This window comes from Micromonospora matsumotoense (assembly GCF_900091525.1).
GTDB classification, from domain to species: Bacteria; Actinomycetota; Actinomycetes; order Mycobacteriales; family Micromonosporaceae; genus Micromonospora; species Micromonospora matsumotoensis.
Window position 1 is genome coordinate 61,713 of the sequence record NZ_FMCU01000016.1, and the last position, 23,571, is coordinate 85,283.

The following is a 23,571-nucleotide window of genomic DNA, read 5'->3' on the forward strand; positions in this document are numbered from 1 at the left end:
ACGGCGGCGCCACCGCCGAGGACCGCCATCAGCTCCGCCCGGAGGATCGATGAGCACCGCAGCCGTCGCCGAAATCGACGACCTCACGGTCTGGTTTCCCAGCCCCGGTGGCCCGCCGGTGCGCGCGGTGGACGGGGTGTCGCTGACCGTGCGGGCCGGCGAGACCCTCGGCCTGGTGGGGGAGTCCGGCAGCGGCAAGTCGACCACCGGCCTGGCGCTGCTGCGGCTGGTCGACCCGACCACCGGGCGGATCAGGGTCGGTGGCGAGGACGTCACCGGTTGGTCGCGTCGCCGGCTGCGCGGGCTGCGCCGCCGGGTGGCGATGGTGTTCCAGGACCCACAGGCGTCGCTGGACCCGCGCCGGACCGTCGGCGCCAGCATCGCCGAACCGCTGGTCGTGCACCGGCTGGCGGGTTCCGCCGACGCCCGCCGACGCCGGGTCGCCGAGCTGCTCGACCTGGTCGGGCTGCGACCGGAGACGGCCGGTCGGCACCCGCACGAACTCTCCGGCGGCCAGCGCCAACGGGTCGGGATCGCCCGCGCGCTGGCCGGTGAACCCGACCTGATCGTCCTCGACGAACCGATCGCGTCGCTCGACCTGAGCGTCCAGGCGCAGATCTTGAACCTGCTGCGCCGGCTGCAACGGGACCTCGGGTTGACCTACCTGTTCATCGCGCACGACCTGGCCGCGGTGGAACACCTCAGTGACCGGATCGCGGTGATGTACCTGGGGCGGATCGTCGAGACGGGCACCCCGACGCAGCTCTGGCGGGAGCCGGCCCACCCGTACACGGCGGCGTTGCTGTCGGCGATCCCGGTGGCCGACCCACGGGTGGAGCGCGACCGCCGACGGATCATCCTCAGCGGTGAGCTGCCCAGCCCGACCGACCCGCCGAGCGGCTGCCGGTTCCGGACCCGCTGCCCGCAGGCCCGTCCGGACTGCGCTGAGACCGATCCGCCCGCGGTCGAGGTGGCCCCCGGCCACCGTGCCGCGTGCCTCTACGCCGGGGAGGCGGTCCGCGCCATGCGGGCCGATCCGCCCGCGCCGGTCACCGGGGGACCCCGCTGACCCCCGGTGGGCGGACACCGGCCTGCGGGAACGTGCAACGACCGGCCGGGCACACCCGGTGCGCGGGGCGACGACCGGCGGGGCACGGGTCAGGCGGCCCGCGCCGGTAACGGCACGGCGGGGCGGGGCACGCCTTCCCCGCGTCGCCGCCGGCCGCCGGCCAGCGGCCCGTGACCGGTCGGTACGCCGGCCCCGCGCGACGGTAGCGGCACGACGACGCCGCGCGTACGGGCTGACCCGGGGTCGACGGGCCGGGGACGGTACCCGCCGCGCGCCCCCGCCCACCGGCCGTCCGGTGTCGACCCGGCGCGCGGGCGCCCGGCGGCTGCGCCCGGAACCGGACCGGTCGACCCCGGACCGGTCGGGGCGTTTCCACCTCCCCCGGCAGCGACGAACTCCCGATGTGGGCCGGGGGAGGCGGGGAGGGCGACCACCCGGCCCGGCCCGTCGGCGTCGCAGACCGCGAACGTCGGGCGCGGCTCCTCGACCCCGGGGAGGGGGAACACCGGGAGCAACCCGTCCCGCCCGGCTCCGCAGCGGGGTGGATCGTCGATCCCCGCCGCGGCAGACCGGCGTGGCTCATCGATCCCGGCTGCGGAGCGGCGTGGATCACGGCTGCAGGGGTCCACCCCCCTGGCGGCCGTCCGCTGCCCAGTTCCCCCGCGGTGCGGCGAGCTGCCCGTGGCCGGGCCCGGCTCGGGGTTGGTGCCCGGTCGGATGGCCAGGACCGACCGACCGGTCCCGGTCCGGTGGCTGGTCCCCGTCTGAGGCGCGGTCCCGGCCTGGCGGGCGGTCCCGGCCTGGCGGGCGGTCCCGGTCCGGTGGCCGGGGTCCGTGCGTCGGGTGCTCTCGGCGGGACGGCTGGCCCCGGCCCGCCGGGTGAACTCGGCGCGCAGCGTCCGTGGCAGTCGGTCGTACGCGCAACGGCGCAGGGCGGGATCGACGATGACGTGGCCGCCCCGGGAACCGGACCGGACCAGTCCGGCGTCGATGAGCCGGCGCAGCGCCTGCGCCGCCCGGCCCGCCGCCCAGCCGAGCAGCACGTCGACGGTCGACGCGGCGAACTCGACGTCGAGCGTCGCGGCGGCCATCAGGACCGCCCGGTGCGGGCCGTCGCACCGGTCCAGCAGGGCGGCGACGCGACGGCGGAGCGGCTCGGGCAGTGGCGGCTCGACCGGCCGGCCGGTGAGCGGGCCCGGCGTGACCCGCGCCCCGGTGTCGGCCACACCGCCCACCGCGCTCGGGCCGGTCGGGCGCACCGACGCGTGGACGTAGGCGGCGGCGTAACCGGGACGGCCGGTGACCAGCGGCGCCAGCCGGGTGGCGGACGCGACCGACTGGCCGGCGCGGGTGAGTAGCCGGCGCAGCAACCGGCCGGTGTGGAGGGTGCTCAACGGGGTCAACTCCACCCGGTGGTACCGGTCCGTCGGCGTGGGGTGCGGGTCCGCCCGATCCGGCCGGTGGGTGGCCAGCACCGCCAGCGGCAACCCCCGGGCGGTCGCGGCGGCGAACAGCGAGTGCAGGAAGTGACCCAGTTCGGGGGCTGCCCGGTCCAGGTCGTCCACGCCGACCACCACCGGTCGACGGGCGGCCAGGGCGAGCAGCACCCGGCGTACCGCCGCCGCCCCGGCGACCGCCGACCGGTCCGGCGCGTCCAGCAGCGCGGCGAGCGCCGCCACCGTCGCCGCGCCCTGACCCGGCGGGACCAGGCCGTCGACCAGGGCGGCCAGCCGGGCCCGGACGGTGTCCGTCCCCTCGGTGGCGGACAGGCCCAGCAGGTCCCGCAGCAACTCCGCGACCGGCCCGAACACCCGCTCCGGGTACGGCGGGCAGTGCACCACCGCCCAGCGCACCGGCGTGCCGTCGACCTCCGGTAGCCGGTGACGCAGCTCGGTCAGCAGACGACTGCGGCCGATGCCGTCCGGGCCGACCAGGGCCACCCACCGTGGACGGTGTTCCCGGGCCACCCGGGTGAGCTGTTCCACGGCGGTCGCGACCTCACGGCGGCGGCCGATCAGCGGGCCGTGGTGCCGGGCCGGGCGCGGGTGTGTCGGGCCGGTGACCCGCCAGACGTCGACCGGCCGTGCCTTGCCGGTGAGGGCGGCCGGGGCGAGGGCGTGCTGGTCGATCAGGCCGGCGGTGGCCCGGTGGGTGGCCGCGCAGACGACCACGCCACCCGGCGGGGCGTACTCCTGGATGCGGGCGGCGGTGGTGAGGACCGCGCCGGAGGCCATCCCGTGGCCGCCGTCGCGGACGGCGGCCAGGTCGACCACCGCCTCGCCGGTGGCGACGCCGACCCGGACCCGCAGCGTCACCCCGCCGGGCAACTTCCGCCGGTCCAGCGCATCCTGGATCTCCAGGGCGGCCCGCGCCGCCCGGTAGCCGTCCAGCCCGTCGGAGGTACGCGCCCCGAACAACGCCATCACCGCGTCGCCGACGTACTTCTCCACCGTGCCCTGCCAGCGGCGCAGCACACCGGCGACGGTGTCGAAGTAGGCGAACTGCACCGCCCGGACGTCCTCCGGGTCGAGCCGTTCGGTCAACGCGGTCGAGCCGACGATGTCGGCGAAGAGCACGGTCAGCGTGCGTCGTTCCTGCGGGACCGGCCAGGGCGTCGTGGTGACGTCTTCCCGACCGGTACCGACCGTGGACAGTGGCATCCCACCCACCCTTCCTCCGCAGTGGTCTGATGACTTCGGAGACTGTCACCACCGGTCTGACGGGGGATCTGCCGAACGACGTATGTCGGCGGGCGAGGTCCTTTAGTCGCAAACTCGACGCGAGAGGTACCAGAGACGGATCTAGCCCGTAGAACGGTGCGGGGACCTGTGACTAGGCTGCGGACATGGCCAGCGATGTGGACAGCGCGCCGCTCGTCGGCCGTGCCGACCAGCTGGCGGCGCTGCGCGCCGCGCTCCACGACGACATCGGCCCCGGGCAGACCGCCGCCGTCTTCGTCACCGGTGAGAGCGGGGTGGGTAAGACCCGGCTGCTGACCGAGGCGGCGGCGCGGTTGCGGGACGCGGGAGCGGTGGTGCTCACCGGTTCCTGCCTGGACATCGGCGACGCCTCCCCGCTGCACCCGGTGCTCCAGGCGCTGCGCCGTTTCGACGCCGATCTCGCCGCCGGCCAGGCCCGCACCTCCTCGGCGGTACGCGGACTGCTGCGGACCTTCGCCGAGGAGAGCGGCGGCGCGGACAGCGCCGGGGCGCTGCTGGAACGGGTCTCCGCAGGGCTGAGCCTGATCGCCGAGGGGCGTCCGCTGGTGCTCGTCCTCGACGACCTCCAGTGGGTGGACCGGACCACCCGGCAACTGCTGCTCTATCTGCTCGCCGGCCTGGGAGGGCTGCAACTGTCGGTGCTGGCGGCGGTCCGGGCCGAGTCGTTGCAGGGGGCCCATCCGCTGCGCCGGGTGCTCACCGAGCTGCGCCGGCTACGGTCGGTGCGGGTGCTCGACCTGGCCCCGCTCGACCGGGCCGACACCGACCGGTTGGCGGGCGAGATCGTCGGCACACCCCTGGCCCCGGAAGCCGCCGACCAGGTCTGGCAGCGCAGCGGCGGCAACCCGTTCGTGGTCGAGGAGTTGGCCCGTGACCTGCGCGACGGCCACGACGGGCTGTCCGACACGCTGCGGGAGATCTTCCTGTCCCGGGTGGACGTGCTGCCCCGACAGGCGCACGCGGCGGTGCACGCGGTGGCCGCCGGTGTCGAGCCGGTCGAGCACTGGCTGCTGGCCGAGGTGCTCGGGCTGCCCGAGCCGGAGCTGATCGGGGCACTCCGGGAGGCGGTCGCCCACCGGCTGCTCGTCGGCGCGGACGACGGCTACCGGCTGCGGCACCGGCTGGTCGCCGAGGTGCTCGCCCACGAACTGCTCCCGGCGGAGCGCGCCGGCCTGCACCGCCGCTACGCCGAGGCGCTGACCCAGGCCCCGGCGGAGCTGCACCAGGCCCGGCTGGCGCATCACTGGCGGCTGGCCGGCGAGCCCGGACGGGCCCTGCCGGCGGCGATGGCCGCCGCCCGGGAGGCGCAACGGCTGCACGGTTTCGCCGAGGCGCACCGGCACTGGTCGGCGGCGTTGCAACTGGCGGCGACCCCGACCAGCGGTCGGTCGGGCGCACCGCCCGAGGTGGACCGGGCGGTGCTGCTCGAGCAGGCCGCCGAGACGGCCCACCAGAGCGGCGAGCACGCCCGTGCGCTGTCCCTGCTGGCCGAGTTGACCGGGGGTGAACCGCTCGATCCGTCCTGCGGCTTGCGCATCCGACGGGCCCGCTACCTGGCTGCCGCCGGCCGGTCCGCTCCCGCCGAGGCGGAGTACCGGGGGGTGCTGGAGTCCGTCGACTGCACCGCCCGGGACCGGGCCGCCGCCGCCGCCCGACTGGCCGAGCTGCTGCTGCACCTGGGCCGGTACGCCGACGCCGGGCAGCGCGCCCGGGAGGCCCTCGAACTGGCCGCGACGGTCGACGGCAGCACCACCGAGGTGGTGCTGGCCAGCTCCGCGCTGGGCTTCAGCGAGGCGTTCCTGGAGGACCCGGACGCGGGTCTGGCCGTGGTCCGCCGGGCCCTGGAGACCGCCGAACGTTCCGGCGGCCCGGAGGACGTGGCCTGCGCTTACCTGCATCTGGCGGAGTTGCTGACCGGACCGCTGAACATCCTGGAGGAGGGGGTGGTGGTGGCCCGCCGGGGTGCCGAGCGGGTCGCCGAGCTGGGCCTGGGCCGCACCTACGAGACGCGGCTGCTGGCCATCGCCACCAACGGGCTGTTCCGGGTCGGCCAGTGGGCGGAGGCGGAGAAGGTGGTCGCGGCGGCGCTGCGGCACCGCCCCTCCGGGGCCGACGCGGTGGAGCTGCTGCTGGCCCGCTGCCGGCTCTCCGTCGGCTACGGCGACGTCGAGGCGTCCGACCGGGACCTGGAGGCGGTGGCGACCATGCTCGCCGGTGGTGGTGCGCCCCGGCACGTGCTGCCGATGCTGATCCTGCGGGCCGGCCTGGCGATGTGGCAGGGCCGGCACGATGTGGCCCGGCAGGCGGTGCAGCGTGGGCTGACCGAGAGCCGCTCCGACGACGTGGTGCTGCTGGGCGCGCTGGCCTGGCACGGGCTACGGGCGGAGGCGGAGGCGCACGCCAGCCGTACCGTGGCGGTGGACCCCACGGCGGTCCGCCGGCTGCGCGACGCGGTCGACCGGGTGACCGCCAAGAGCGTGACGGCGGCCGGCCCGGTCCGGCTCAACGCCGACGGGTTCCTGGCGCTGTGCACGGCCGAGCTGACCCGGCTCGACGGCCGGGGCGACCCGGACGCCTGGGCCCGCTCGGCGGCCGAGTGGGACAAGCGGCACCACCCCTATCCGGCGGCGTACTCGCGGCTGCGGCAGGCCGAGGCGTTGCTGGCCCGACGCAGTCGCAGCAGCACCGCCAGCAAGCTGCTGCGCCAGGCCCACGAGATGGCGTTGAGCCTGGGGGCGGTGCCGCTGACCAGCGAGATCAGGACGCTGGCCGGCCGGGCCCGGGTGGAGTTGACCGAGCGTGCCCAGCCCACCGGCCGCCGTCCGGGTCGTACCCGGTCGACCGGGGTGGGCCGTCAGTCCGCCGGGGCCGCTCCGGCCACCGCCACCGGCGAGCCGGTCGCCGACGAGCTGGTCACGCTGACCGCGCGGGAACGCGAGGTGCTCACCGCGGTGGCCGAGGGGCTGACCAACAGGGAGATCGGCCAGCGGCTGTTCATCAGCGAACGGACCATCGGCGTACACGTGTCGCACATCTTCGACAAGCTCCAGGTGCGGACCCGGGTGCAGGCCAGCGCCATTCACCTGCGTAACCGGGGCGAGTGAGCGTACGTACGGCGCGGTCGAATACGTCGTTCTACTGATCCCGTGCGCGGTCGACGCTGACAGGCTGTCCCTCGGAAACGACGGCGCGGCGCTGCCCCGACCACTGTGGAGGAGACATGACGGAACCGGTCTGGGGCCCCGTCCACGCGGACATCGTCGATCTGCTCGCCGATCATCCGGAGGACGTGCCGGCGGTGGTCGACCACCTCACCAAACTCCAGGACCTGCTGGTCCGGCTGCCGCCGTTGGAGCGCAGCTGCCCGCTGGCCGACTTCAACCGGCTCTACCTGACCATCACCAGCCGGGTGTTGGAGGGGCTCTACGACGACTACTTCGCCGACCCGGTGTTCCTGTCCCGGCTGGACGTGGAGTTCGCCGCCCGCTACTTCGACGCGATGCGGTTGTGGACCGAGTCGAGCCCGACCACGCCGCGCGCCTGGTCCTGCCTGTTCAAGCGGATGAAGGGCCCGGACGCCCGGCCGTTGCCGTCGGCGGCGGCGGGGGTGAACGCGCACATCAACTTCGACCTGCCGTTCGCCCTGGTGACCACGTTCGACCACCTGGAGTCCGAGCCGGTGGACGGCACCGAGCAGCACCGCGACTACCTCAAGATCAACGACATCTTCGCCGACAAGATCCCGTCGCTGCGGCGGGGCTACCTGGAGCGGTGGCAACTCCTCCTCGACATGCTCAACGGCGACATCGACGACTGGTACCAGGGCGAACTGGTCGAGTACACCCGGGACGTGGCCTGGCGCAACGCGCAGAAGATCTGGCGCTGCCGGCACGACCCGCAGGCCCGCGACGGCGAGCGCACCCGGCTGGACGACAACGCCGCGGCGCTCGGCCGGCTGCTGCTCTCACCGCTGGGGGCGTTCCTGCAGTAGCAGCCGGGACGGGGGGTCCCCGCGCGCCGGGAAACCGGCGCGCGGGGACGCGTCCGTTCGGCCAGGATGGCGGGGTGAGCCCCGACGAACAGCCACTGCCCGGCAACGTCACCACCGGTGTGGTCCGGGTCGGCGACACCGTCCGCCGGCCGGTCGGCCCGTGGACCGACGCCGTCGACGCGCTGCTGACCCACCTGCACGCGGTCGGCTTCGACGGTGCGCCCCGGCCGCTGGGCCGCGACGACCAGGGCCGCCAGGTGCTGGAGTACGTGCCGGGGGAGTGCGGCCACCCCTCGGGTCTGTACCGGACGGCGGAACTGGCCTCGATCGGCCGGCTGCTGGCCGACCTGCACCGCGCGGTCGCGGACTTCGTGCCCCCGGCGGCGGCCCGCTGGCAGGTGCCGATCCGGCCCGACGGCACGGATCTGCTCTGCCACCACGACGCGGCGCCGTGGAACCTGGTCCGCGCGCCACGCGGCTGGGTGCTGATCGACTGGGACGGCGCCGGCCCCGGCACCCGCCGCTGGGAGTTGGCGTACGCCGCCCAGGCGATGGCCGGGATGCGCCCCGACCGGCCGGTCGGGGAGTCGGCCCACCGGCTGCGCACCCTCGTCGACGGGTACGACCTACCGGCGGCGGAGCGTCCCGCGCTCGCCGCGACCCTCGGCCCCCGGGCCCGGTCGATGTACGACCTGCTGTGCGCCGGGGCCCGGGACGGCGTGCAACCCTGGGCCAGGATCCACGCCGAGGACGGCCCCTACTGGCGGTCCGTCGCCGACCACCTGACCGCACACGTCGACGACTGGACCCGTGCCCTGACCTGACCCGGCGGCCCGGCCCGGTCGGGTGTCGGGCGGTGCGTTCGGCCCGGCCCGGGCGGGTGTCGGGTGGCGCGTTCGGCCCGGCCCGGTCGGGTGTCGGGCGGCGCGCTCGGGGTACCCGTCGGTCATGCCCGTACAACGGTTCGCGTTCCGGTTCGACCCGACCTTCCGGGTCCCGTTGGCGCTGCTCGGCATCCGCCCGCAGACCTGCGTCGTGCTGCTCGACGACGAGGAACTGGTGATCCGGTTCGGCCGCTGGGGGCTGCGTACCGCGCGGGCGAACGTGGTCGGGGCCCAGCAGGGTGGGCCGTACCGCTGGTGGCGGGCGGTCGGGCCGCACCTGTCCCTGGCCGATCGGGGGGTGACCTTCGGCACCGGCACCACGGCCGGGGTGTGTCTGCGGTTCGGTACGCCGGTGCCGGGGCTGGCCCCCGGCCGGTGGCTGCGCCATCCGGCGGCCACGGTGACGGTGACCGACCCGGCGGCCCTGCTGGCGGCCCTGCACCCTGCGCCGGCCGGCCACACCCGTCCCGCCTGACCCCCGCCGCCGGACCCGTCGTCCCGCCTGCACTGCGCCGTCCTGCCCGCGCCGCCCACCCCGGCGTCGTTCCGTCTTCGCCGGCCGCCGGGGTCGGTCCCGCCCGGGGTTGGTCGCGCCGGGGTCGGTCCCGTCCGGGTCGGTCCCAGGCGGGTCGACCCCGCCTGGGCTGCTCCGTCCGGCTTCCCCTGTTCCGTCCGGCTTCCCCTGTTCCGGCCGGTGGGGCCGGGTTCAACGCCTACCGTCGGGACAGGGGCTACGAGGGCGGTCGGGGGATGGCGGACGGGCGGGACGGGGGTCGGGAACGGCGGACCCGGGAACGACGGGGGAGCACGCCGCCGCCGGGGCACGGGCGGGCGCTGCGGGAGGCCCGGGACGCTGGACAGGGTGAGCGCACCCGGCCGGGGCCGGTGGGGTTGCCGGAGTGCGTGGAGAGCCACGCCCGGCCGGCGCGGCCCGGGGGTGCGCTGCGCCGGTGGCTCTTCGCACACCGGGTGCAGCCGGTCGGGCCGGAGGCCGAGGAGGGCAGCCAGCGGCGGCACCCCTGGTGGCAGGTGATGTGCCTGACCGGCGTCGACTACTTTTCGACGCTGTCCTACCTGCCGGGCATCGCGGCACTGGCCGCCGGGGCGCTCTCCCCGCTGGCCACCCTGCTGATCGTGGCGCTCACCCTGCTCGGGATGCTGCCGATGTACCGGCGGGTGGCCCGGGAGAGCCCGCACGGACAGGGTTCGGTGGCGATGCTGGAGCGGCTGCTGCCGTTCTGGCGGGGCAAACTCTTCGTGCTGGTGCTGCTCGGTTTCGTCGCCACCTCGTGGATCATCACGATCACGCTCTCCGCCGCCGACGCGACGGTGCACCTGCTGGAGAACCCCTACCTGCCGTCGTCGGCACCGCACAGCGCCGGGGTCGCCGTGCTGGTGACGGTGGCGCTGCTGCTCGTCCTCGGCGGGGTCTTCCTGCTCGGGTTCAGCGAGGCGGTGCTGGTGGCCGTACCGCTGGTCGTGGTCTTTCTCGGTCTCAACGCGGTGGTCGTGGCCGCCGGTCTGGCCGAGATCGCCGCGGACCCGGGCACGGTGCGGGAGTGGACGGCTGCCCTGGCCGCCGGGGGCGCCGGCGTCGGCGACCTGCTCGGTCCGGCGGTGCTGGCCTTCCCGCTGCTGGTCCTGGGCCTGTCCGGTTTCGAGACCGGGGTGAGCATGATGCCGCTGGTACGCGGGGCGGGCGCGGACCGCGAGCAGCGGCTGGCCGCCCGGATCCGCAACACCCGTCGGCTGCTCACCGCCGCCGCGCTGATCATGTCGGTGTACCTGCTGGCCACCGCGTTCGTCACCACCCTGCTGATCCCGCCGCAGGAGTTCCAACCGGGCGGCGCGGCGAACGGCCGGGCGCTGGCCTGGCTGGCCCACGCCCACCTCGGTGAGGGGTTCGGCACGGTCTACGACATCAGCAGCGTGCTGATCCTCTGGTTCGCCGGTGCGTCGGCGATGGCCGGCCTGATCAACATCGTGCCGCGCTACCTGCCGTCGTACGGGATGGCGCCGGAGTGGGGTCGGGCGGTCCGGCCGGTGGTGCTGGTCTACACCCTGATCAGCATCGTCATCACCGTCGCCTTCCGGGCCGACGTCAACGCCCAGGCCGGGGCGTACGCCACCGGCATCCTGGCGATGATGGTCTCCGGGGCGGTGGCGGTGACCATCGCGACCCTCCGGGCCCGGCACCGGTTCGCCGCGCTCGGCTTCGCCGTGCTGACCGCGGTGCTGCTCTATGCGCTGATCGAGAACGTCATCGAGAAGCCGGACGGGATCGCCATCTCCGGGCTGTTCATCGCCGGCATCGTCACGGTCTCGCTGGTCTCCCGGATCACCCGCACCACCGAACTGCGGGCCGAGCGGATCGAGTTCGACGAGCCGGCCCGGCGGTTCGTCGCCGAATCACTGGCCCATGACGGTCGGCTGCACCTGATCGCCAACAAGCGGGACGGCGGCGCGCTCAAGGAGTACCGGGTCAAGGAGCGGGCCCAGCGGGGCATGAACCCGGTGCCGGGCGCCTCCGACGTGCTCTTCCTGGAGATCGACGTGGTGGATCCGTCGGAGTTCAGCCAGGTGCTGTGGGTGCACGGGGTCGAGGTGGGCGGATTCCGGGTGCTGCGGGCCAGCAGCCCGGCGGTGCCGAACGCGATCGCCGCCATCCTGCTGGCCCTGCGCGACGGCACCGGGGTGCGGCCACACGCCCACTTCGAGTGGTCCGAGGGCAACCCCATCGCCCACCTGCTCCGCTATCTGATCCTCGGCCGGGGCGACACCCCACCGGTGGTCCGCGAGATCATCCGCAAGAGCGAACCCGACCCCTCCCGCCGCCCCGGCATCCACGTAGGCGGCTGACCCCCCTCTCCCTCCCCTTCCCCTCCCCCCGTTCCCGGTGATCAAGAGCTTTGCGTCAGGTGATCAAGAGCTTTACGTCAGAAAACCCCCTCGGGGTGACGTAAACCTCTTGATCACCGACCAGGGGCGACCAGGGGAGGGGGTAGGGGCGGGGGTAGGGGGCGGGCCCCCTGGAGGAGGTGGGGTGCGGCGGAGGGAGAGCGGGGTGGTCTCCTAGGATGATTTAGGGGTGGTGTGGGGGGTCACGGGGGTTGGGGTGGGCGGGGTGATCTGGAGCGGACATGAGGCGGCCCGCGCCCCGAGGGGTGGGCGCGGGCCGGGGTGAGGCGGTTTACTTCGACGGCTCGGGGAGCTTGCAGTCGATCTTCGGGTTGGCGCCGATGTAGTTGAGCGGCCCGGCCACGATGGTCACCAGGATGGTGCCGGCCTCGGCACAGTTGGTGTCATCGTTTCCGTAATACCCGCGCTGACCGGCGGCGACGGCGCCGATGACCAGCCAGATGACGACGATGACTCCGAGGATCGACGAACCGCGCATGGGGGTGCCTCCCGGCTTGTGGTGTATTCGAGGTGACGCCCATGTACCCAGGGGCCGGGACCGGGTAAACGGTATTCCGGAACGGTCAGTGCGCCGATGCCGGATTCTCCGGTGGTCCACCCCGACGCGGCGGCGGCCGGTGACCCCCGCCGAACCGCCCCTGAGGGCGACCCGGCACCTGGGACGCCCGTTCGGCCGGGCACTGGAGGAAGGCCCACCGAGGCTCCTCGCGGTGCCGGGCCGGGTGCGATTGCGTGACCGCAGGCGTGGGGTTCCGGCCGAGAATGCGAAAGGGCCGGTGGGTGCGCGTGGCGCGCGCCCACCGGCCCTGACCGGGGTCAGCTGATCAGTCCTGGGTGTCGCCGCCGGTCGGCGTGGGCAGCACCCGCTCGGCCTCGGCACCCGCGCCGGCCAGCACCTTCGCCTGCTGCGGCCAGGTGGCCAGGCTCGCGGTGGCGCGCAGCCCGGCGGCCCGGATCGTCTCCCGCAGGCCCGACTCGTCCAACGCGGCGAGCTGCCGGTAGGTCTGAATGCCGGCGGCCTGGAGGGCGGCGGCCATCTTCGGGCCGACACCCTGGATGCGGCGGAAGTCGTCCGCCGGCCCGTCCTGGGCGGGGGAGGCGTCCGAAAGCGGGGCGGCCGCCGGGACCGGAGCGTCTGCGGCGGGGATGGTGTCCTCGACGGAGGTGCGCTGCGCCGGGACCACCGGCGCGACGGCGACGGGAGCGGTGTCCACCTCGTCCGTGACCGGCTGGTCCGGGTCCGGCAGGGTCTCCGGCGTCGTCGACTCCAGGTCCGGCACGGTGGAGACCTGCGTGGTCGACTCAGCGGTGACCGGCTCGGCGGCAGGCTCAGCGGCGGCAGGCTCAGCGGCGACCGGCTCGGCGGTGACCGGCTCGGCGGCAGCAGGCTCGCTGGTGACCGGCTCGGTGTCGGGCTCGGCGGCGACCGGCTCGATGGTGGCCGGCTCGGCGGGCTGCGTGGTCTCGGCGCTCGGCGCCGCGAGCGGGTCGGTCCCGGTCTCCGTGCCGCTCGCGGCCGGACCGGCGTCGGTGGCGACGGGCTCCGGGTCGACCGTGGTCGGTTCCGGCAGCCCGGTCTCCGTACCCGGGATGTCAGGGGTGTCCTCGACGGTCGCCCGCGGCGCGGGGACGGGCGCGGTGCTCTCGCCGGCGTCGGTGCTCGCGGGCGTCTCGTCCGAGCCGGTACGACCGGTCAGGTCGGCGGTGGTCGGCTCGTCGTCGCTGCCGGTCAGCGGGGTGGACCGCTCGGCGGCGAGCGTGGTGGGCGTGCCGTCGACGGCGGTGGCGTGCGCGGCGGCGGAGCTGTCGTCGGCGGTCGAGGCGGCGGTCGGGGTGGTGTGGTCGGCGTCCGGCGCGGCGTGCGGGGTGAGTTCGTCCACGACGGCGGCGGGGGCCGGGGAGTTGTCGACCGTGGCCACCGGGCGCGGGGCGTCGATCGTGGCGGCGGCGGCCTTCTCCTCGGCGGAGAGCCCGACGACCGGGTCACCCTCCACGATGGGTGCCCCGGTGGTCGGCTTCTGCCGTCCCCACAGCGCCCAGCCTCCAGCCAGGCCCACCAGCAGGGCCAGGATCACGATCAGCCATTGCCCGAAAGTCGACGGCACGGCTACCTCCCTATTGCGTATGTCGTTGAAGTCGCGAGAAAACGCGAAGACCCGCCGCAGCTTTGCATACGCGAATGTCGGACGACAGGGAGGATCGCCCCTCGTTGCGCAGGTGAAATGCCCGGTGTCGGGCGGTGGCGGCACCGCAACGGGTTGTCATCGTCGCCGTACTCTCGGGTGGTGGTGGCCACTCCCCGTGGTGGCGCTCGGCGCCGCGCTTTCAGGCCCGGCGCCGCGCTTCCAGGCTCAGCGCAGGGCCTCCAGGCTCAGCGCAGGGCCTCCGGGCTGGGCGCGTCGGAGACGTCCCAGCTGTAGAAACAGCCGGCCGGCGCGTCCCTGGGGGAGCGCCAGGTCGGCAGGTACGCCGAGGTGTGTGCCGACAGCCGCTCGTTGGTCCGCTGATAGAGCGGGTGGTTGTGCGCGGTGACCAGGGTGTCGAGATCCACCTCGGTGGTCTCCATCAGATGTACGCACAGGTCGTGCAGGCGGTACAGGGAGCGGTGACGTAGCCCGGTGAGACCGGGCAGTTCGGTGGCATCGGATTCGGCGAAGATCTGGGCGACCCGCCCCTCCGCGCCGGGAATGATTCTGCTGACGATCACCAAGCGGCTCATCGGACCCCTCTCGCCGGTGGTGCGCCCCGATCGGTCCAGGGCTCTCGGTGGGTCCACCCTGGCGCAGGAGCTGTCACCTGCTCGTCACGCCGCTCGTGCGGATCGTGACGGCGGGCTGCCGGGGTGCGGCGGGTGGCCTGCCGGATCGGGGCGAGGGTCTCGTCGACCAGGGCGCACATCGCGGGGGAGGGCTCCAGCCGCAGTTCCCGCATGAGCAGGTCCCGGTAGACGTAGAAGGCGTGCACCGCCTCGAACGCGTTGCCCTCGGCGAGGTGGATGCGTACCACCAGGCGGTGCGGGGTCTCCCGGAGCGGCTCGGCGGCCATCGCCGCCAGGGCGGCCTGCAACGCCTCGCCGTGCCGGCCCGCGTCGAGGTGGTCGACGGCGAGCTGTTCCAGCATGTGCAGGCGGAGCTGGCGGAGCCGTTCCCGGTCCAGCAGCACCCAGTCGTCGTACCAGCCGGGGAGCAGGTCACGGCTGCCGGCGGTGAGCGCTACGGCGGTGGCGCGCGGGTCACCCCCGTCGCGGACCCGGGCCGCGGTGGCGACGAGGTCGTCCACGTCGAGGCGGACCGTCGGGTCGAGGCGGACGGTGTCACCGCTGGACAGCAGCGGGCAGTAGGGGTCCTGGCGCAGCCGCCACAGCGCGGTGCGCAGCGACGACAACGCCCGCTCCTCGGGCACCTCCGGCCAGAGCAGGCCGGCCAGGTTACTGCGGGTGGCGCCGGGACGTAGCCCGATCACGGCGAGCACCCGTTGCAGCCCCCGGGGCACCACCACGGGGTTGTCGCCGTGCAGCAGTCGGAAACCGCCGAGCAGGTGCAGGCGCACCGGCGGGCCGTCCGGAACGTCACTGGTCGGCGTGCTGGCATGACCGGTCACGGGCGCACCCCCTGCACGCAAACCTGGGTCCAGATCGTCCGGTGTCCCGACGCGGTCGGCCGTGACGCGGTGGCCGGGTCGCTCCGCTGTGGTGCCGGACCCGCCGTTCCCGCCGGACCGGCCGGCACGAACACTACCAATGCGATTACTCTCAGTCAACGAGGCTGTAGGTATCGTGACTGGACGATATTGCCTCTGAACTGCGAACTGCCATCACGATGGACAGCCGGCACATAGCTGATACACAGTCAGCGTCAACGCAACGTCACCACCATGAGGGGTATGGCGGGCCGCCGGGTGACGTCCGGGAGACGGGCCCGGCCGGAAGGTGACGGCTACCGGGGTGAGTCGCCCGGTGGAGGAGGACCCGAGATGACCGTCACCCATGGCACGCCGCTCACCAGTGAGATCACCGAGATCCTGGTGACCCGGTGCGGCCTCGACGCCGACGCCGCCGCCCGCGCGCCCGCCGCCAGTCTGGAAGAGCTGGGCATGGACTCGCTGGCCCTGCTGGAACTGTCCGCCGTGGTGGCCGACCGCTGGCGGGTCCACATCCCCGAGCAGGCCGGGCAGCTCAGCATCGGCGGTGTCGCCGACCTGGTGGCCGCCGCCGGGCCGGCCGGGCACACCGAGAACAGCATCGTCATCGCCGCCCCGCTGCCGCTGGTCTGGGAGATCACCAACGACGTGGCGCGCTGGACCGACCTGTTCACCGAGTACGCCGTGGTGGAGATCCTGCACCGCGACGGGGACACGGTGCGGTTCCGGCTCACCATGCGCCCCGACGAGAACGGCGTGGCGTGGAGCTGGGTCAGCGAACGCACGGCCGACCCGGCGACGTGGCAGGTGCGGGCCCGCCGGGTGGAGACCGGTCCGTTCGAGTACATGCGGATCCACTGGCACTACGACACCGAACCGGAGGGCACCCGGATGACCTGGGTGCAGGACTTCGCGATGAAGCCGACCGCCCCGGTGGACGACGCGGCGATGACCGCGCGGATCAACACCAACAGCCGGGTGCAACTGGCCGTGATCAAGGAGCGGATCGAGCGGGCGTACGCGGGAGGCGGCGATGAGTGACGTCACCACCGGACTGGTCGCCGCCCGGGACGTAACGGCCGACCGGCGGCGCGGCGGGGAACTGCGGGTGCTGCTCGGCCCGCGTACCGTCGGCAGCACCTCGGGGTTCATGGGGGTGGTGACGGTGGCCCCCGGCGACCGGGTGGCCGAGCACTACCACCCGTACAGCGAGGAGTTCCTCTATCTCGTCCGGGGCGCGATCACCGTCGACCTGGACGACGTGCCGGTGCCGTTGGCCGCCGGGGAGGCGCTGTTCGTGCCCCGCAACGTCCGGCACCGGTTGCGCAACACCGGCGACACCGCCGCCGAGGTGGTCTTCCACCTCGGCCCGCTCGCCCCCCGCCCGGAACTCGGCCATGTCGACACCGAGCTGGTCGAACAGCGGGGCCCGTCGTGACCGGCCGCCGCGCGGTGGTGACCGGGATCGGGGTGGTCGCCCCGGGCGGCGTCACCCGGGACCGGTTCTGGAAGACCCTCACGGAGGGGCGCACGGCCACCCGGCGGATCAGCTTCTTCGACCCGTCGCCGTACCGGTCGCAGATCGCCGCCGAGTGCGACTTCGACCCGGACGCCGCCGGGCTCACCCCCGCCGAGCGGCAACGCTCCGACCGGTACGCGCAGTTCGCGCTGGCCTGTGCCGCCGAGGCGCTGGCCGACAGCGGGCTCGACCTGACCGACGCCGACCGGGACGTCACCGGGGTGGTGCTGGGCACCGCCGTCGGCGGCACCACCGCCCTGGAACAGGAGTACGTCCGGGTCAGCGACTCGGGTCGACACTGGCTGGTCGACCACGCCCTCGGCGGGCCGTACCTCTATCAGGCGCTGGTGCCGAGCAGCCTCGCCGCCGACGTGGCCTGCCGGCACGGACTGCGCGGCCCGGCGCAGGTGGTCTCCACCGGCTGCACCTCCGGCATCGACGCCATCGGATACGCCCACCAACTCGTCGCCGACGGGGAGGCGGACATCGTGCTGGCCGGCGCCGCCGACTCGCCGATCTCCCCGGTCACCGTCGCCTCGTTCGACGCGATCCGGGCCACCAGCCCGGACAACGACGACCCGGCGCACGCCAGCCGGCCCTTCGACGCCCACCGGCAGGGCTTCGTGCTCGCCGAGGGGGCGGCGGTGCTGGTGCTGGAGGAGTGGGAGCACGCCCGGCGGCGCGGCGCGCACGTCTACTGCGAGGTCGCCGGTTACGGCAGCCGCAGCAACGGCTTCCACATGACCGGGCTGCGACCCGACGGCGTGGAGATGGGGTTGGCCATCGCGGCGGCGTTGCGGCAGGCCCGGCTCGACCCGTCGACGGTCTCCTACGTCAGCGCGCACGGGTCCGGGACCCGGCAGAACGACCGGCACGAGACGGCGGCGTTCAAGCGGGCGCTCGGCCCGACGGCGTACCGGGTGCCGGTCAGCTCGATCAAGTCGATGGTCGGGCACTCGCTGGGCGCGATCGGCGCCATCGAGATGGCCGCCTGCGCCCTGGCCATCGAGTACGGGGTGGTGCCGCCGACGGCCAACTGGACCACCCGGGACCCGGAGTGCGACCTGGACTACGTGCCGAACGTGGCCCGGGAGACCCCGGTGGACGTGGCGTTGTCGGTGGGCAGCGGGTTCGGTGGCTTCCAGTCCGCGATGCTGTTCCGCCGACTGGCGGTGACGCCGTGACGGCCTCGGAGGCGCTGACCGCCGACCCGGACGGGGATCGGGTACGGGCGGTGGTGACCGGGATCGGGGTGGTCGCGCCCAGCGGCATCGGCGTCGACGCGCACTGGCGGACGGTGACCGGGGGCATCCGGCGGACCGGCCCCATCACGCTGTTCGATCCGACCGGCTACCCCACCCGGGTCGGCGGCGAGGTCCCCGACTTCCACCCGGCCGCGTACGTCGACACCCGACAACTCGTGCAGACCGACCGGTGGACCCAGCTCGGGTTCGCCGCGACCGCGTTGGCGCTCGCCGACGCCGGGCTCCCCGACCGTGCCCCCGACCCGTACGCCTGGGCGGTCATCCTGGCCAGCTCGTCCGGCGGGAACCTGTTCGGGCAGCGGGAGCTGCAACGGCTCTGGGGCGGGTCGAGCCGCACCGTCGGGGCGTACCAGTCGATCGCCTGGTTCTATGCGGCGAGCGTCGGGCAGCTCTCCATCCACCACCAGTTCAAGGGGCCGTCGGGGGTGCTGGCCGCCGAGGCCGCCGGAGGGCTGGACAGCCTCGCGCACGCGGTGCGGACCATCCGGCGGGGCACGTCGGTGGTGATCGCCGGGGCGACCGAGTGCCCACTGAGCCCGTACGCGCTGGCCTGTCAGCTCCGCTCCGGGCTGCTCAGCGACATCGACGAGCCGGCGGCGGCGTACCGGCCGTTCGACCGGGCGGCCGGCGGATACGTGCCTGCCGAGGGGGGCGCGGTCTTCGTGGTGGAGGAGCGGGGGCACGCCCTGGCCCGGGGTGCCCGGATCTACGGGGAGGTGACCGGCTGGGCGGCCACCCACGACGCCGTGCACACCGGCCCGGACACCGCCGGCGACCCGGCGATGTACGCCCGGGCGATGCGGCTGGCGCTGGAGCGCTCGGGGAGCACCGCCGACGAGGTGGACATGGTCGTCCCCGACGCGCTCGGGGTGCCCCGCTACGACCGCAGTGAGGCGACGGCGCTGCGGGCGGTCTTCGGCGACCGGCCGCCGCCGGTGAGCACCCACAAGTCGTTGACCGGCCGGGCCCACCAGGGCGGGTCGGCGTTGGACGCGGCGACCGCCCTGCTCGCCCTCCACCACGACACGCTGCCCGCCTCGGCCGGGCCGACCGACCCGGCTCCCGGCTGCGAGCTGGGCTTCCTGCGTGCCCCCCGGCAACCCCGCCACCGGGTGGCGCTGGTCTGTGCACGCGGCTTCGACGGGTTCAACAGCGCGGTGGTCCTGCGCGGGGCGCCCCCGGCGCCCCGGAGCGCCCCGGACTGACCATCCACCCACCCCGTCCGATCCACCCCTTCCCCATCCGGCTTCTGCCCGGTTCGTGGTGCCTGGCGCACTCCTTGCCCGACCCCTCGTGCCTGGCCTCTTTCTGCCTGGTGCCTTCCCGCCCGGCCCTTTCTTGCCCGACTCCTCGTGCCTGGTGCCTTTCCGCCTGGTCCCTTCTTGCCCGACCCCTCTTGCGTACCCTCCTTGCCTGGCGCTTCCCGGTCCTTCGCCGTCCTGTCCTGCCTCGGGTAGCCCGACTCGGCCCCGGCCGACTGCTCGTGTGCCCTGACCGGGTCGCAGGTCGTCGCTGGCGTGGCTGGGCCACCCGATCGGATCGTGCCGGGCTGGCGTCCCGGGGATCGGCCGGGCTGCCGGTGGCCGGCATGTCGCAGGATCGGTGTGTGTTCGGCGGGAGGTGTATGCCGAGCTGGCATCTTTATGCCAGCTCGGCATATCCGTCTGGGGACATCGGGTGGGTGGGGCCGCCGACCACCCGAGGCCGGGCGAGCCGGGGCCGGGCCAGCCGCGTTGCCGCGTTGCCGCGCTGATGCGCGCGGGGCCGACCTCGACCCCGCCGCGTTGCCGCGCGCGGCCGACGTCGAACCCACCGCACTGGCACGACAGTGGTCACCGAGCGTGCGCGCGCGACCCCGCTGGGGTGGGTGCCCGGTCCGACCGGGTCCGTGCTGGGCGGGGGCCCGGGCCGATGGCCCATGCCGGGGCCGGACGCGCCGGCCCACGGGGCGGCACCGGCCGGGCGATGCGTCGCCGGGGGTGTCCCCGGTGGTCAGTGGGGGGTGCCGACCAGGGTCGGGGTGCCTCCGACCCGTCCGACGGTCGGTCAGTTCCACACGGGATCGCCGGGCACGGCAGAGCCGCCGGTGGTGTCGCGGGCCGGCGTACGCGCCCGATCCTGCCCGGCCGATCGAGCGGCGGCAATCCGGCCGGCCGCCTTTTATGATCTAGCCATTCGCATCTAGTAATGGTCTTCCGGGCTGTCGTAGGGTGCCGTGAGCACGCCAAGAGACATCATCTTTGGGCGCTTTTGCCCGATTCTATGCTGGACGGTGGCCGGCGGTGACCATGTATCGCCAAACGAAAGATCCTGCTGCGCAAGACCCCGGTTGGGTGGACGACGTGTTGTTCGCCGGCCGTCCGACCGATGTTTGTCTCCGGCTACCCGAGCCGGTGGACCGGGCCACCCTGCACCGCCTGGTCACCGAGGCGCAGGCCCGGTTGGTGGCCGCCGGACTACGCCCCGGCGGGGCTGCCGCGCTGCGTCTGCCCCCCTCATTGTCCTATGTGGTCAACCTGCTGGCGACCTGGCGCAGCGGGGGCCAGGCCGTGCTGCTCGACCACCGGCTCACCGACCACGAGGTCGACCGGGCGCTGCGTCGGCTCACCCCGCAGGTGGTCGTGGCCCCGGTCCGCACCGGCGGCGGCGCGCTGAAGGTCTTCGTCGACGTCACCGAGCGCGTCACCGGCTACGCGGACCGTCCGGCGGTCAGTGGCCACGCGGTGATCCAGCTCAGCTCCGGCTCCACCGGACCGTCCAAGGTGATCGGACGTACCGCCGCCGACCTGGTCGCCGAGGTGGAGCGTTACACCCGGATCGACGGGGTGGCGCTGCCCGGCGAGCGGATCATCCTGTTGCCGTCCATGGTGCACGTGCTCGGCCTCGTCGGTGGGCTGCTCTATGGTCTGCACGCCCGGGTCGAGCTGGTCCCGCCGGAGCGGCTCGGTGGCGACGCCGTGCTGGCCGCCATCGCCGCCCAGGACACCCCGGCCACCGTGCTCGGCGTGCCCTTCCACATTGGTCTGCTCGCCTCCACCCGCCCCGACCGGCCGCTGCCGCAGTTCACCCGGATGACCACCGGCGGGGAGCTGGTCCCACCGGCCGTCGTGCAGGCGTTCACCGACCGGCACGGCGTACCCCTGGGCAACATGTACGGGATGACCGAGGTCGGTGTCATCGGCACCGACCTGCACGGCAGCCACCGGCCGGCCATCGCGCCCGCCCCCGGCATCGAGGTCCGCGAGTCCGACGGTGAACTGCTGATCAGCTGCCCCGCCTCGCCGTACGTCGGGCTCAGCGACCCCGACCGCTGGGCCGACGGCTGGCTGCGTACCCGCGACGCCGGCACCGTCGACCCGGTCACCGGCCTGGTCACCGTCCGGGGCCGGCTCGACTCGCAGGTCTCCGTGGGGGGCCTGAAGGTCGACCTGACCGAGGTCGAGGCCACCCTCACCGGGCTGCCCGGGGTGGCCGCCGCCGTGGTCACCTACGACGACGGGATCACCGCCTACGTGCAGCCCGACGGGCCGCTGTCCGGGGATGCGCTGGACAGGCTGCTCGCCGAACGGCTGGCCGGTTACAAGCGTCCCCGCACCCTGCACCTGGTGGCGCAACTGCCACGTACCACCACCGGCAAACTGGTCCGCTCGCTGGACGTGCTGCGAACGGCGGCCCCGTGACCGGTCCGCTCCACCCCGCCCACCGGCCGGTCCCCGAGGGCCGCCGCCGGGGCGTCACCACCGCGTCACCACCGGCCGACCGTCGGCGGTACGCCCGAACCATCCCCGCACGGTGCCCCGACCGGACGCCGGCAACTCGCCCATCGAGAGAGGTTACCGTCATGCGAGACGAGGTCCGTACCTTCGTCATCGACCAGCTCCAGGACATGAACTACGACGTCGACGAGATCGACGACGACACCACCCTCGGCCCCTCCGGGGTGGACCTGGAGTCCCTCGCCCTGTCCGACCTGTCCGTCCGGGTGGAGGACCGGTACGGGCTGCGGTTCGCCGACGACGAGTCGGAGAAGCTGGCCCTGATGACGGTGGGGGAGTTCACCACCATGGTCGCCGACCGGGTCGCCGGGGCGACCACCGACAACCGCTGATGTCCGGTCAGCCCGACCTGGGGCGAGCTGACCTGGTGAGCATGCTCGCCGAACTGACCGGCAAACCCGTAGAGCAGGTCCCGCACCGGGTCGGCTCGATGGAGCTGGCCTGGCTGGTGCACCTCGTCGAACAGCGCTACGGCACCCAGATGGACCTCACCGACGACCAGCTCGCCGGCATCCGTACCGTCGACGACGCGCTGACCGTGTTCCACACCTGCCTGCCCGCCTCCGCCGATGGTTGAGCGGGCACCCGTCACGATCTCCGGCACGTACGCGGTCAGCGCCTTCGGCAGGGGCGTGGACGCCCTGCTGGCCGGGGTCCTGTCCGGCGTACCGGCGTTCCGGCCGGTCCGTCGCTTCGCCACCACCGGTCGCCGGGTGACCGTCGCGGCCACCCGGCCCGACGTGGCGACCCTGCCGCAGGAGCTTGCCGACGCCTGCGACGCGGCCTGCGGCGCGGCCGGGCTCGACCCGGCGCAGCGGGCCGGGTCGGCGCTGTTCCTGGCCACCCACGGCGGCCCGGCCACCCTGCCCGGCCCGTACGTCGACGACCTGCCGGTCGTGGACACCGACGACCCGTGGTGGGCCGACGGCGAGCAGGCCGACGGCGGTCCGGCCTGGCCGGAGCTGCCGACGCTGGCCGGCCGGCTGGCTCGGCGGTGCGGGCTCGGCGGCCCGACCCGGGTCTACACCACCGCCTGCGTCTCGGCGAGCAGCGCGGTGGCCGACGCCGCCGCGATGATCCGCCGGGGGGACACCGAGCGGGTCGTGGTGGTCGCCGGCTACCTGGTGGAGCCGGACCAGTTCGCGCTCTTCGACGCCGGCCGGGCACTCGCCGCCGACGGGGCGGTCCGCCCGTTCAGCGCCGGGCGGCAGGGGTTGCTGCTCGGCGACGGGGTGGCCGCGGTGGTGCTGGAGTCCACCGCCGCGCTGCGCGCCCGGGGTGGCAGCCCGGTGGCGACGCTGGTCGGATGGGGGCGGGCCGGCGACGCCCACCACCCCTGCCAGCCCGACCCGCAGGGCGGGGGACTGGCCCGGGCGGTCGGCGCGGCGCTGCACCGCGCCGGGTTGCCCGCCGGGGCGGTCGGCTACGTCAACGCGAACGCCACCGGCACCGGCTTCAGTGACGCCTCCGAGGCGGCGGCGCTGCGGCTGGCCCTGGGTGAGCGGGCCGGCCAGGTGCCGGTCAGCTCCACCAAGGCGCTGCACGGGCACGCGCTGGAGGCGTCCGGCCTGCTCGAACTGGTGGTCACCGTGGCGGCGCTGGGGCACGGGAAACTACCGGTCAACGCCGGCTGGCTCGGCCCCGACCCGGCCTGCCCGCTGGACGTGGTCACCGCCGCGCCCCGCCCGGTGACCAGCCGGTACGCGCTCAGCCTCAACGCCGCCTTCGGCGGCGCGAACACCGCACTGCTGGTGGGTGCGCCGTGACCGGCACGCGCGGCCCGGGGCAC

19 protein-coding genes are annotated in these 23,571 nt (G+C 74.4%); 14 read left to right on the forward strand and 5 right to left on the reverse strand.

Going from position 1 to position 23,571, the window contains the following annotated elements:
* Positions 1–49: 49 nt before the first annotated feature.
* Positions 50–1,069 carry an ABC transporter ATP-binding protein gene (locus GA0070216_RS25330; RefSeq protein WP_091251178.1) on the forward strand — a complete coding sequence of 340 codons (1,020 nt, stop codon included), beginning with the start codon at positions 50–52 and terminating at the stop codon, positions 1,067–1,069.
* Positions 1,070–1,158: 89 nt separating this feature from the next.
* On the opposite strand, the gene GA0070216_RS25335 is transcribed toward GA0070216_RS25330, so the two are convergent.
* Positions 1,159–3,729, reverse strand: a complete 2,571-nt coding sequence (locus GA0070216_RS25335) for an AAA family ATPase (RefSeq protein ID WP_091251181.1) — start codon at positions 3,727–3,729, stop codon at positions 1,159–1,161.
* A 185-nt stretch (positions 3,730–3,914) separates the two neighbouring features.
* On the opposite strand from GA0070216_RS25335, the gene GA0070216_RS25340 reads away from it, so the two are divergent.
* The 5 genes from GA0070216_RS25340 to GA0070216_RS25360 all read left to right on the forward strand — a co-directional run bounded on the left by GA0070216_RS25340 (position 3,915) and on the right by GA0070216_RS25360 (position 11,523).
* Positions 3,915–6,893, forward strand: a complete 2,979-nt coding sequence (locus GA0070216_RS25340) for a helix-turn-helix transcriptional regulator (protein ID WP_091251184.1) — start codon at positions 3,915–3,917, stop codon at positions 6,891–6,893.
* A gap of 116 nt (positions 6,894–7,009) precedes the next feature.
* Positions 7,010–7,780, forward strand: a complete 771-nt coding sequence (locus tag GA0070216_RS25345) for a DUF5995 family protein (RefSeq protein WP_091251217.1) — start codon at positions 7,010–7,012, stop codon at positions 7,778–7,780.
* A gap of 74 nt (positions 7,781–7,854) precedes the next feature.
* Positions 7,855–8,604: a phosphotransferase gene (locus GA0070216_RS25350; RefSeq protein ID WP_091251218.1), complete on the forward strand. Its 750-nt coding sequence runs from the start codon at positions 7,855–7,857 to the stop codon at positions 8,602–8,604.
* Between the two features lie 124 nt (positions 8,605–8,728).
* Complete coding sequence (locus GA0070216_RS25355; RefSeq protein ID WP_091251219.1) at positions 8,729–9,139, forward strand: hypothetical protein; 411 nt, start codon at positions 8,729–8,731, stop codon at positions 9,137–9,139.
* Positions 9,140–9,414: 275 nt separating this feature from the next.
* Positions 9,415–11,523: an APC family permease gene (locus GA0070216_RS25360; protein WP_245722717.1), complete on the forward strand. Its 2,109-nt coding sequence runs from the start codon at positions 9,415–9,417 to the stop codon at positions 11,521–11,523.
* A gap of 331 nt (positions 11,524–11,854) precedes the next feature.
* Here GA0070216_RS25360 and GA0070216_RS25365 read toward each other — a convergent pair whose 3' ends face one another.
* The 4 genes from GA0070216_RS25365 to GA0070216_RS25380 all read right to left on the reverse strand — a co-directional run bounded on the left by GA0070216_RS25365 (position 11,855) and on the right by GA0070216_RS25380 (position 15,183).
* Positions 11,855–12,061 carry a hypothetical protein gene (locus GA0070216_RS25365; RefSeq protein WP_091251220.1) on the reverse strand — a complete coding sequence of 69 codons (207 nt, stop codon included), beginning with the start codon at positions 12,059–12,061 and terminating at the stop codon, positions 11,855–11,857.
* A 346-nt stretch (positions 12,062–12,407) separates the two neighbouring features.
* On the reverse strand, positions 12,408–13,688 hold the full coding sequence (locus GA0070216_RS35765) for a hypothetical protein (RefSeq protein WP_245722718.1): 1,281 nt from the start codon (positions 13,686–13,688) through the stop codon (positions 12,408–12,410).
* A 266-nt stretch (positions 13,689–13,954) separates the two neighbouring features.
* A complete protein-coding gene (locus GA0070216_RS25375; protein WP_091251221.1) occupies positions 13,955–14,302 on the reverse strand; it encodes a TcmI family type II polyketide cyclase in 348 nt (115 codons plus the stop codon).
* Positions 14,299–15,183: an AfsR/SARP family transcriptional regulator gene (locus GA0070216_RS25380; RefSeq protein WP_091251222.1), complete on the reverse strand. Its 885-nt coding sequence runs from the start codon at positions 15,181–15,183 to the stop codon at positions 14,299–14,301. The genes GA0070216_RS25375 and GA0070216_RS25380 overlap by 4 nt, the downstream gene beginning before the upstream one ends.
* 372 nt (positions 15,184–15,555) lie before the next feature.
* Between GA0070216_RS25380 and GA0070216_RS25385 the strand changes: the two genes are divergently transcribed.
* The 8 genes from GA0070216_RS25385 (at position 15,556) to GA0070216_RS25420 (ending at position 23,548) form a co-directional block, all read left to right on the forward strand.
* Positions 15,556–16,263 (forward strand): SRPBCC family protein, encoded by a 708-nt coding sequence (locus tag GA0070216_RS25385; protein ID WP_091251223.1) that lies wholly within the window; start codon positions 15,556–15,558, stop codon positions 16,261–16,263.
* The gene (locus GA0070216_RS25390) at positions 16,256–16,660 is read left to right on the forward strand and encodes a cupin domain-containing protein (RefSeq protein WP_091251224.1); all 405 of its coding nucleotides are present in this window, start codon (positions 16,256–16,258) and stop codon (positions 16,658–16,660) included. The genes GA0070216_RS25385 and GA0070216_RS25390 overlap by 8 nt, the downstream gene beginning before the upstream one ends.
* Entirely contained in the window at positions 16,657–17,925 is a 1,269-nt protein-coding gene (locus GA0070216_RS25395) for a beta-ketoacyl-[acyl-carrier-protein] synthase family protein (RefSeq protein WP_091251225.1), read from the forward strand. The genes GA0070216_RS25390 and GA0070216_RS25395 overlap by 4 nt, the downstream gene beginning before the upstream one ends.
* Complete coding sequence (locus GA0070216_RS25400; protein ID WP_245722719.1) at positions 17,922–19,211, forward strand: beta-ketoacyl synthase N-terminal-like domain-containing protein; 1,290 nt, start codon at positions 17,922–17,924, stop codon at positions 19,209–19,211. The genes GA0070216_RS25395 and GA0070216_RS25400 overlap by 4 nt, the downstream gene beginning before the upstream one ends.
* A 1,083-nt stretch (positions 19,212–20,294) precedes the next feature.
* Positions 20,295–21,686 carry a class I adenylate-forming enzyme family protein gene (locus tag GA0070216_RS25405; protein ID WP_091251379.1) on the forward strand — a complete coding sequence of 464 codons (1,392 nt, stop codon included), beginning with the start codon at positions 20,295–20,297 and terminating at the stop codon, positions 21,684–21,686.
* Between the two features lie 161 nt (positions 21,687–21,847).
* Entirely contained in the window at positions 21,848–22,114 is a 267-nt protein-coding gene (locus GA0070216_RS25410; RefSeq protein WP_091251226.1) for an acyl carrier protein, read from the forward strand.
* On the forward strand, positions 22,114–22,359 hold the full coding sequence (locus tag GA0070216_RS25415; RefSeq protein WP_091251227.1) for a hypothetical protein: 246 nt from the start codon (positions 22,114–22,116) through the stop codon (positions 22,357–22,359). The genes GA0070216_RS25410 and GA0070216_RS25415 overlap by 1 nt, the downstream gene beginning before the upstream one ends.
* Positions 22,352–23,548 (forward strand): beta-ketoacyl-[acyl-carrier-protein] synthase family protein, encoded by a 1,197-nt coding sequence (locus GA0070216_RS25420; RefSeq protein WP_091251228.1) that lies wholly within the window; start codon positions 22,352–22,354, stop codon positions 23,546–23,548. The genes GA0070216_RS25415 and GA0070216_RS25420 overlap by 8 nt, the downstream gene beginning before the upstream one ends.
* Positions 23,549–23,571: the final 23 nt, after the last annotated feature.

What these genes read in the sequence shown, in the direction of transcription:
- GA0070216_RS25335 (WP_091251181.1), bottom strand. Translation starts at nt 3,729, where the DNA reads ATGCCACTGTCCACGGTCGGTACCGGTCGGGAAGACGTCACCACGACG.
- GA0070216_RS25415 (WP_091251227.1), top strand. Translation starts at nt 22,114, where the DNA reads ATGTCCGGTCAGCCCGACCTGGGGCGAGCTGACCTGGTGAGCATGCTC.
- GA0070216_RS25355 (WP_091251219.1), top strand. Translation starts at nt 8,729, where the DNA reads ATGCCCGTACAACGGTTCGCGTTCCGGTTCGACCCGACCTTCCGGGTC.
- GA0070216_RS25340 (WP_091251184.1), top strand. Translation starts at nt 3,915, where the DNA reads ATGGCCAGCGATGTGGACAGCGCGCCGCTCGTCGGCCGTGCCGACCAG.
- GA0070216_RS25410 (WP_091251226.1), top strand. Translation starts at nt 21,848, where the DNA reads ATGCGAGACGAGGTCCGTACCTTCGTCATCGACCAGCTCCAGGACATG.
- GA0070216_RS25365 (WP_091251220.1), bottom strand. Translation starts at nt 12,061, where the DNA reads ATGCGCGGTTCGTCGATCCTCGGAGTCATCGTCGTCATCTGGCTGGTC.
- GA0070216_RS25405 (WP_091251379.1), top strand. Translation starts at nt 20,295, where the DNA reads ATGTATCGCCAAACGAAAGATCCTGCTGCGCAAGACCCCGGTTGGGTG.
- GA0070216_RS25375 (WP_091251221.1), bottom strand. Translation starts at nt 14,302, where the DNA reads ATGAGCCGCTTGGTGATCGTCAGCAGAATCATTCCCGGCGCGGAGGGG.
- GA0070216_RS25385 (WP_091251223.1), top strand. Translation starts at nt 15,556, where the DNA reads ATGACCGTCACCCATGGCACGCCGCTCACCAGTGAGATCACCGAGATC.
- GA0070216_RS25360 (WP_245722717.1), top strand. Translation starts at nt 9,415, where the DNA reads ATGGCGGACGGGCGGGACGGGGGTCGGGAACGGCGGACCCGGGAACGA.
- GA0070216_RS25345 (WP_091251217.1), top strand. Translation starts at nt 7,010, where the DNA reads ATGACGGAACCGGTCTGGGGCCCCGTCCACGCGGACATCGTCGATCTG.
- GA0070216_RS25330 (WP_091251178.1), top strand. Translation starts at nt 50, where the DNA reads ATGAGCACCGCAGCCGTCGCCGAAATCGACGACCTCACGGTCTGGTTT.
- GA0070216_RS25390 (WP_091251224.1), top strand. Translation starts at nt 16,256, where the DNA reads ATGAGTGACGTCACCACCGGACTGGTCGCCGCCCGGGACGTAACGGCC.
- GA0070216_RS25420 (WP_091251228.1), top strand. Translation starts at nt 22,352, where the DNA reads ATGGTTGAGCGGGCACCCGTCACGATCTCCGGCACGTACGCGGTCAGC.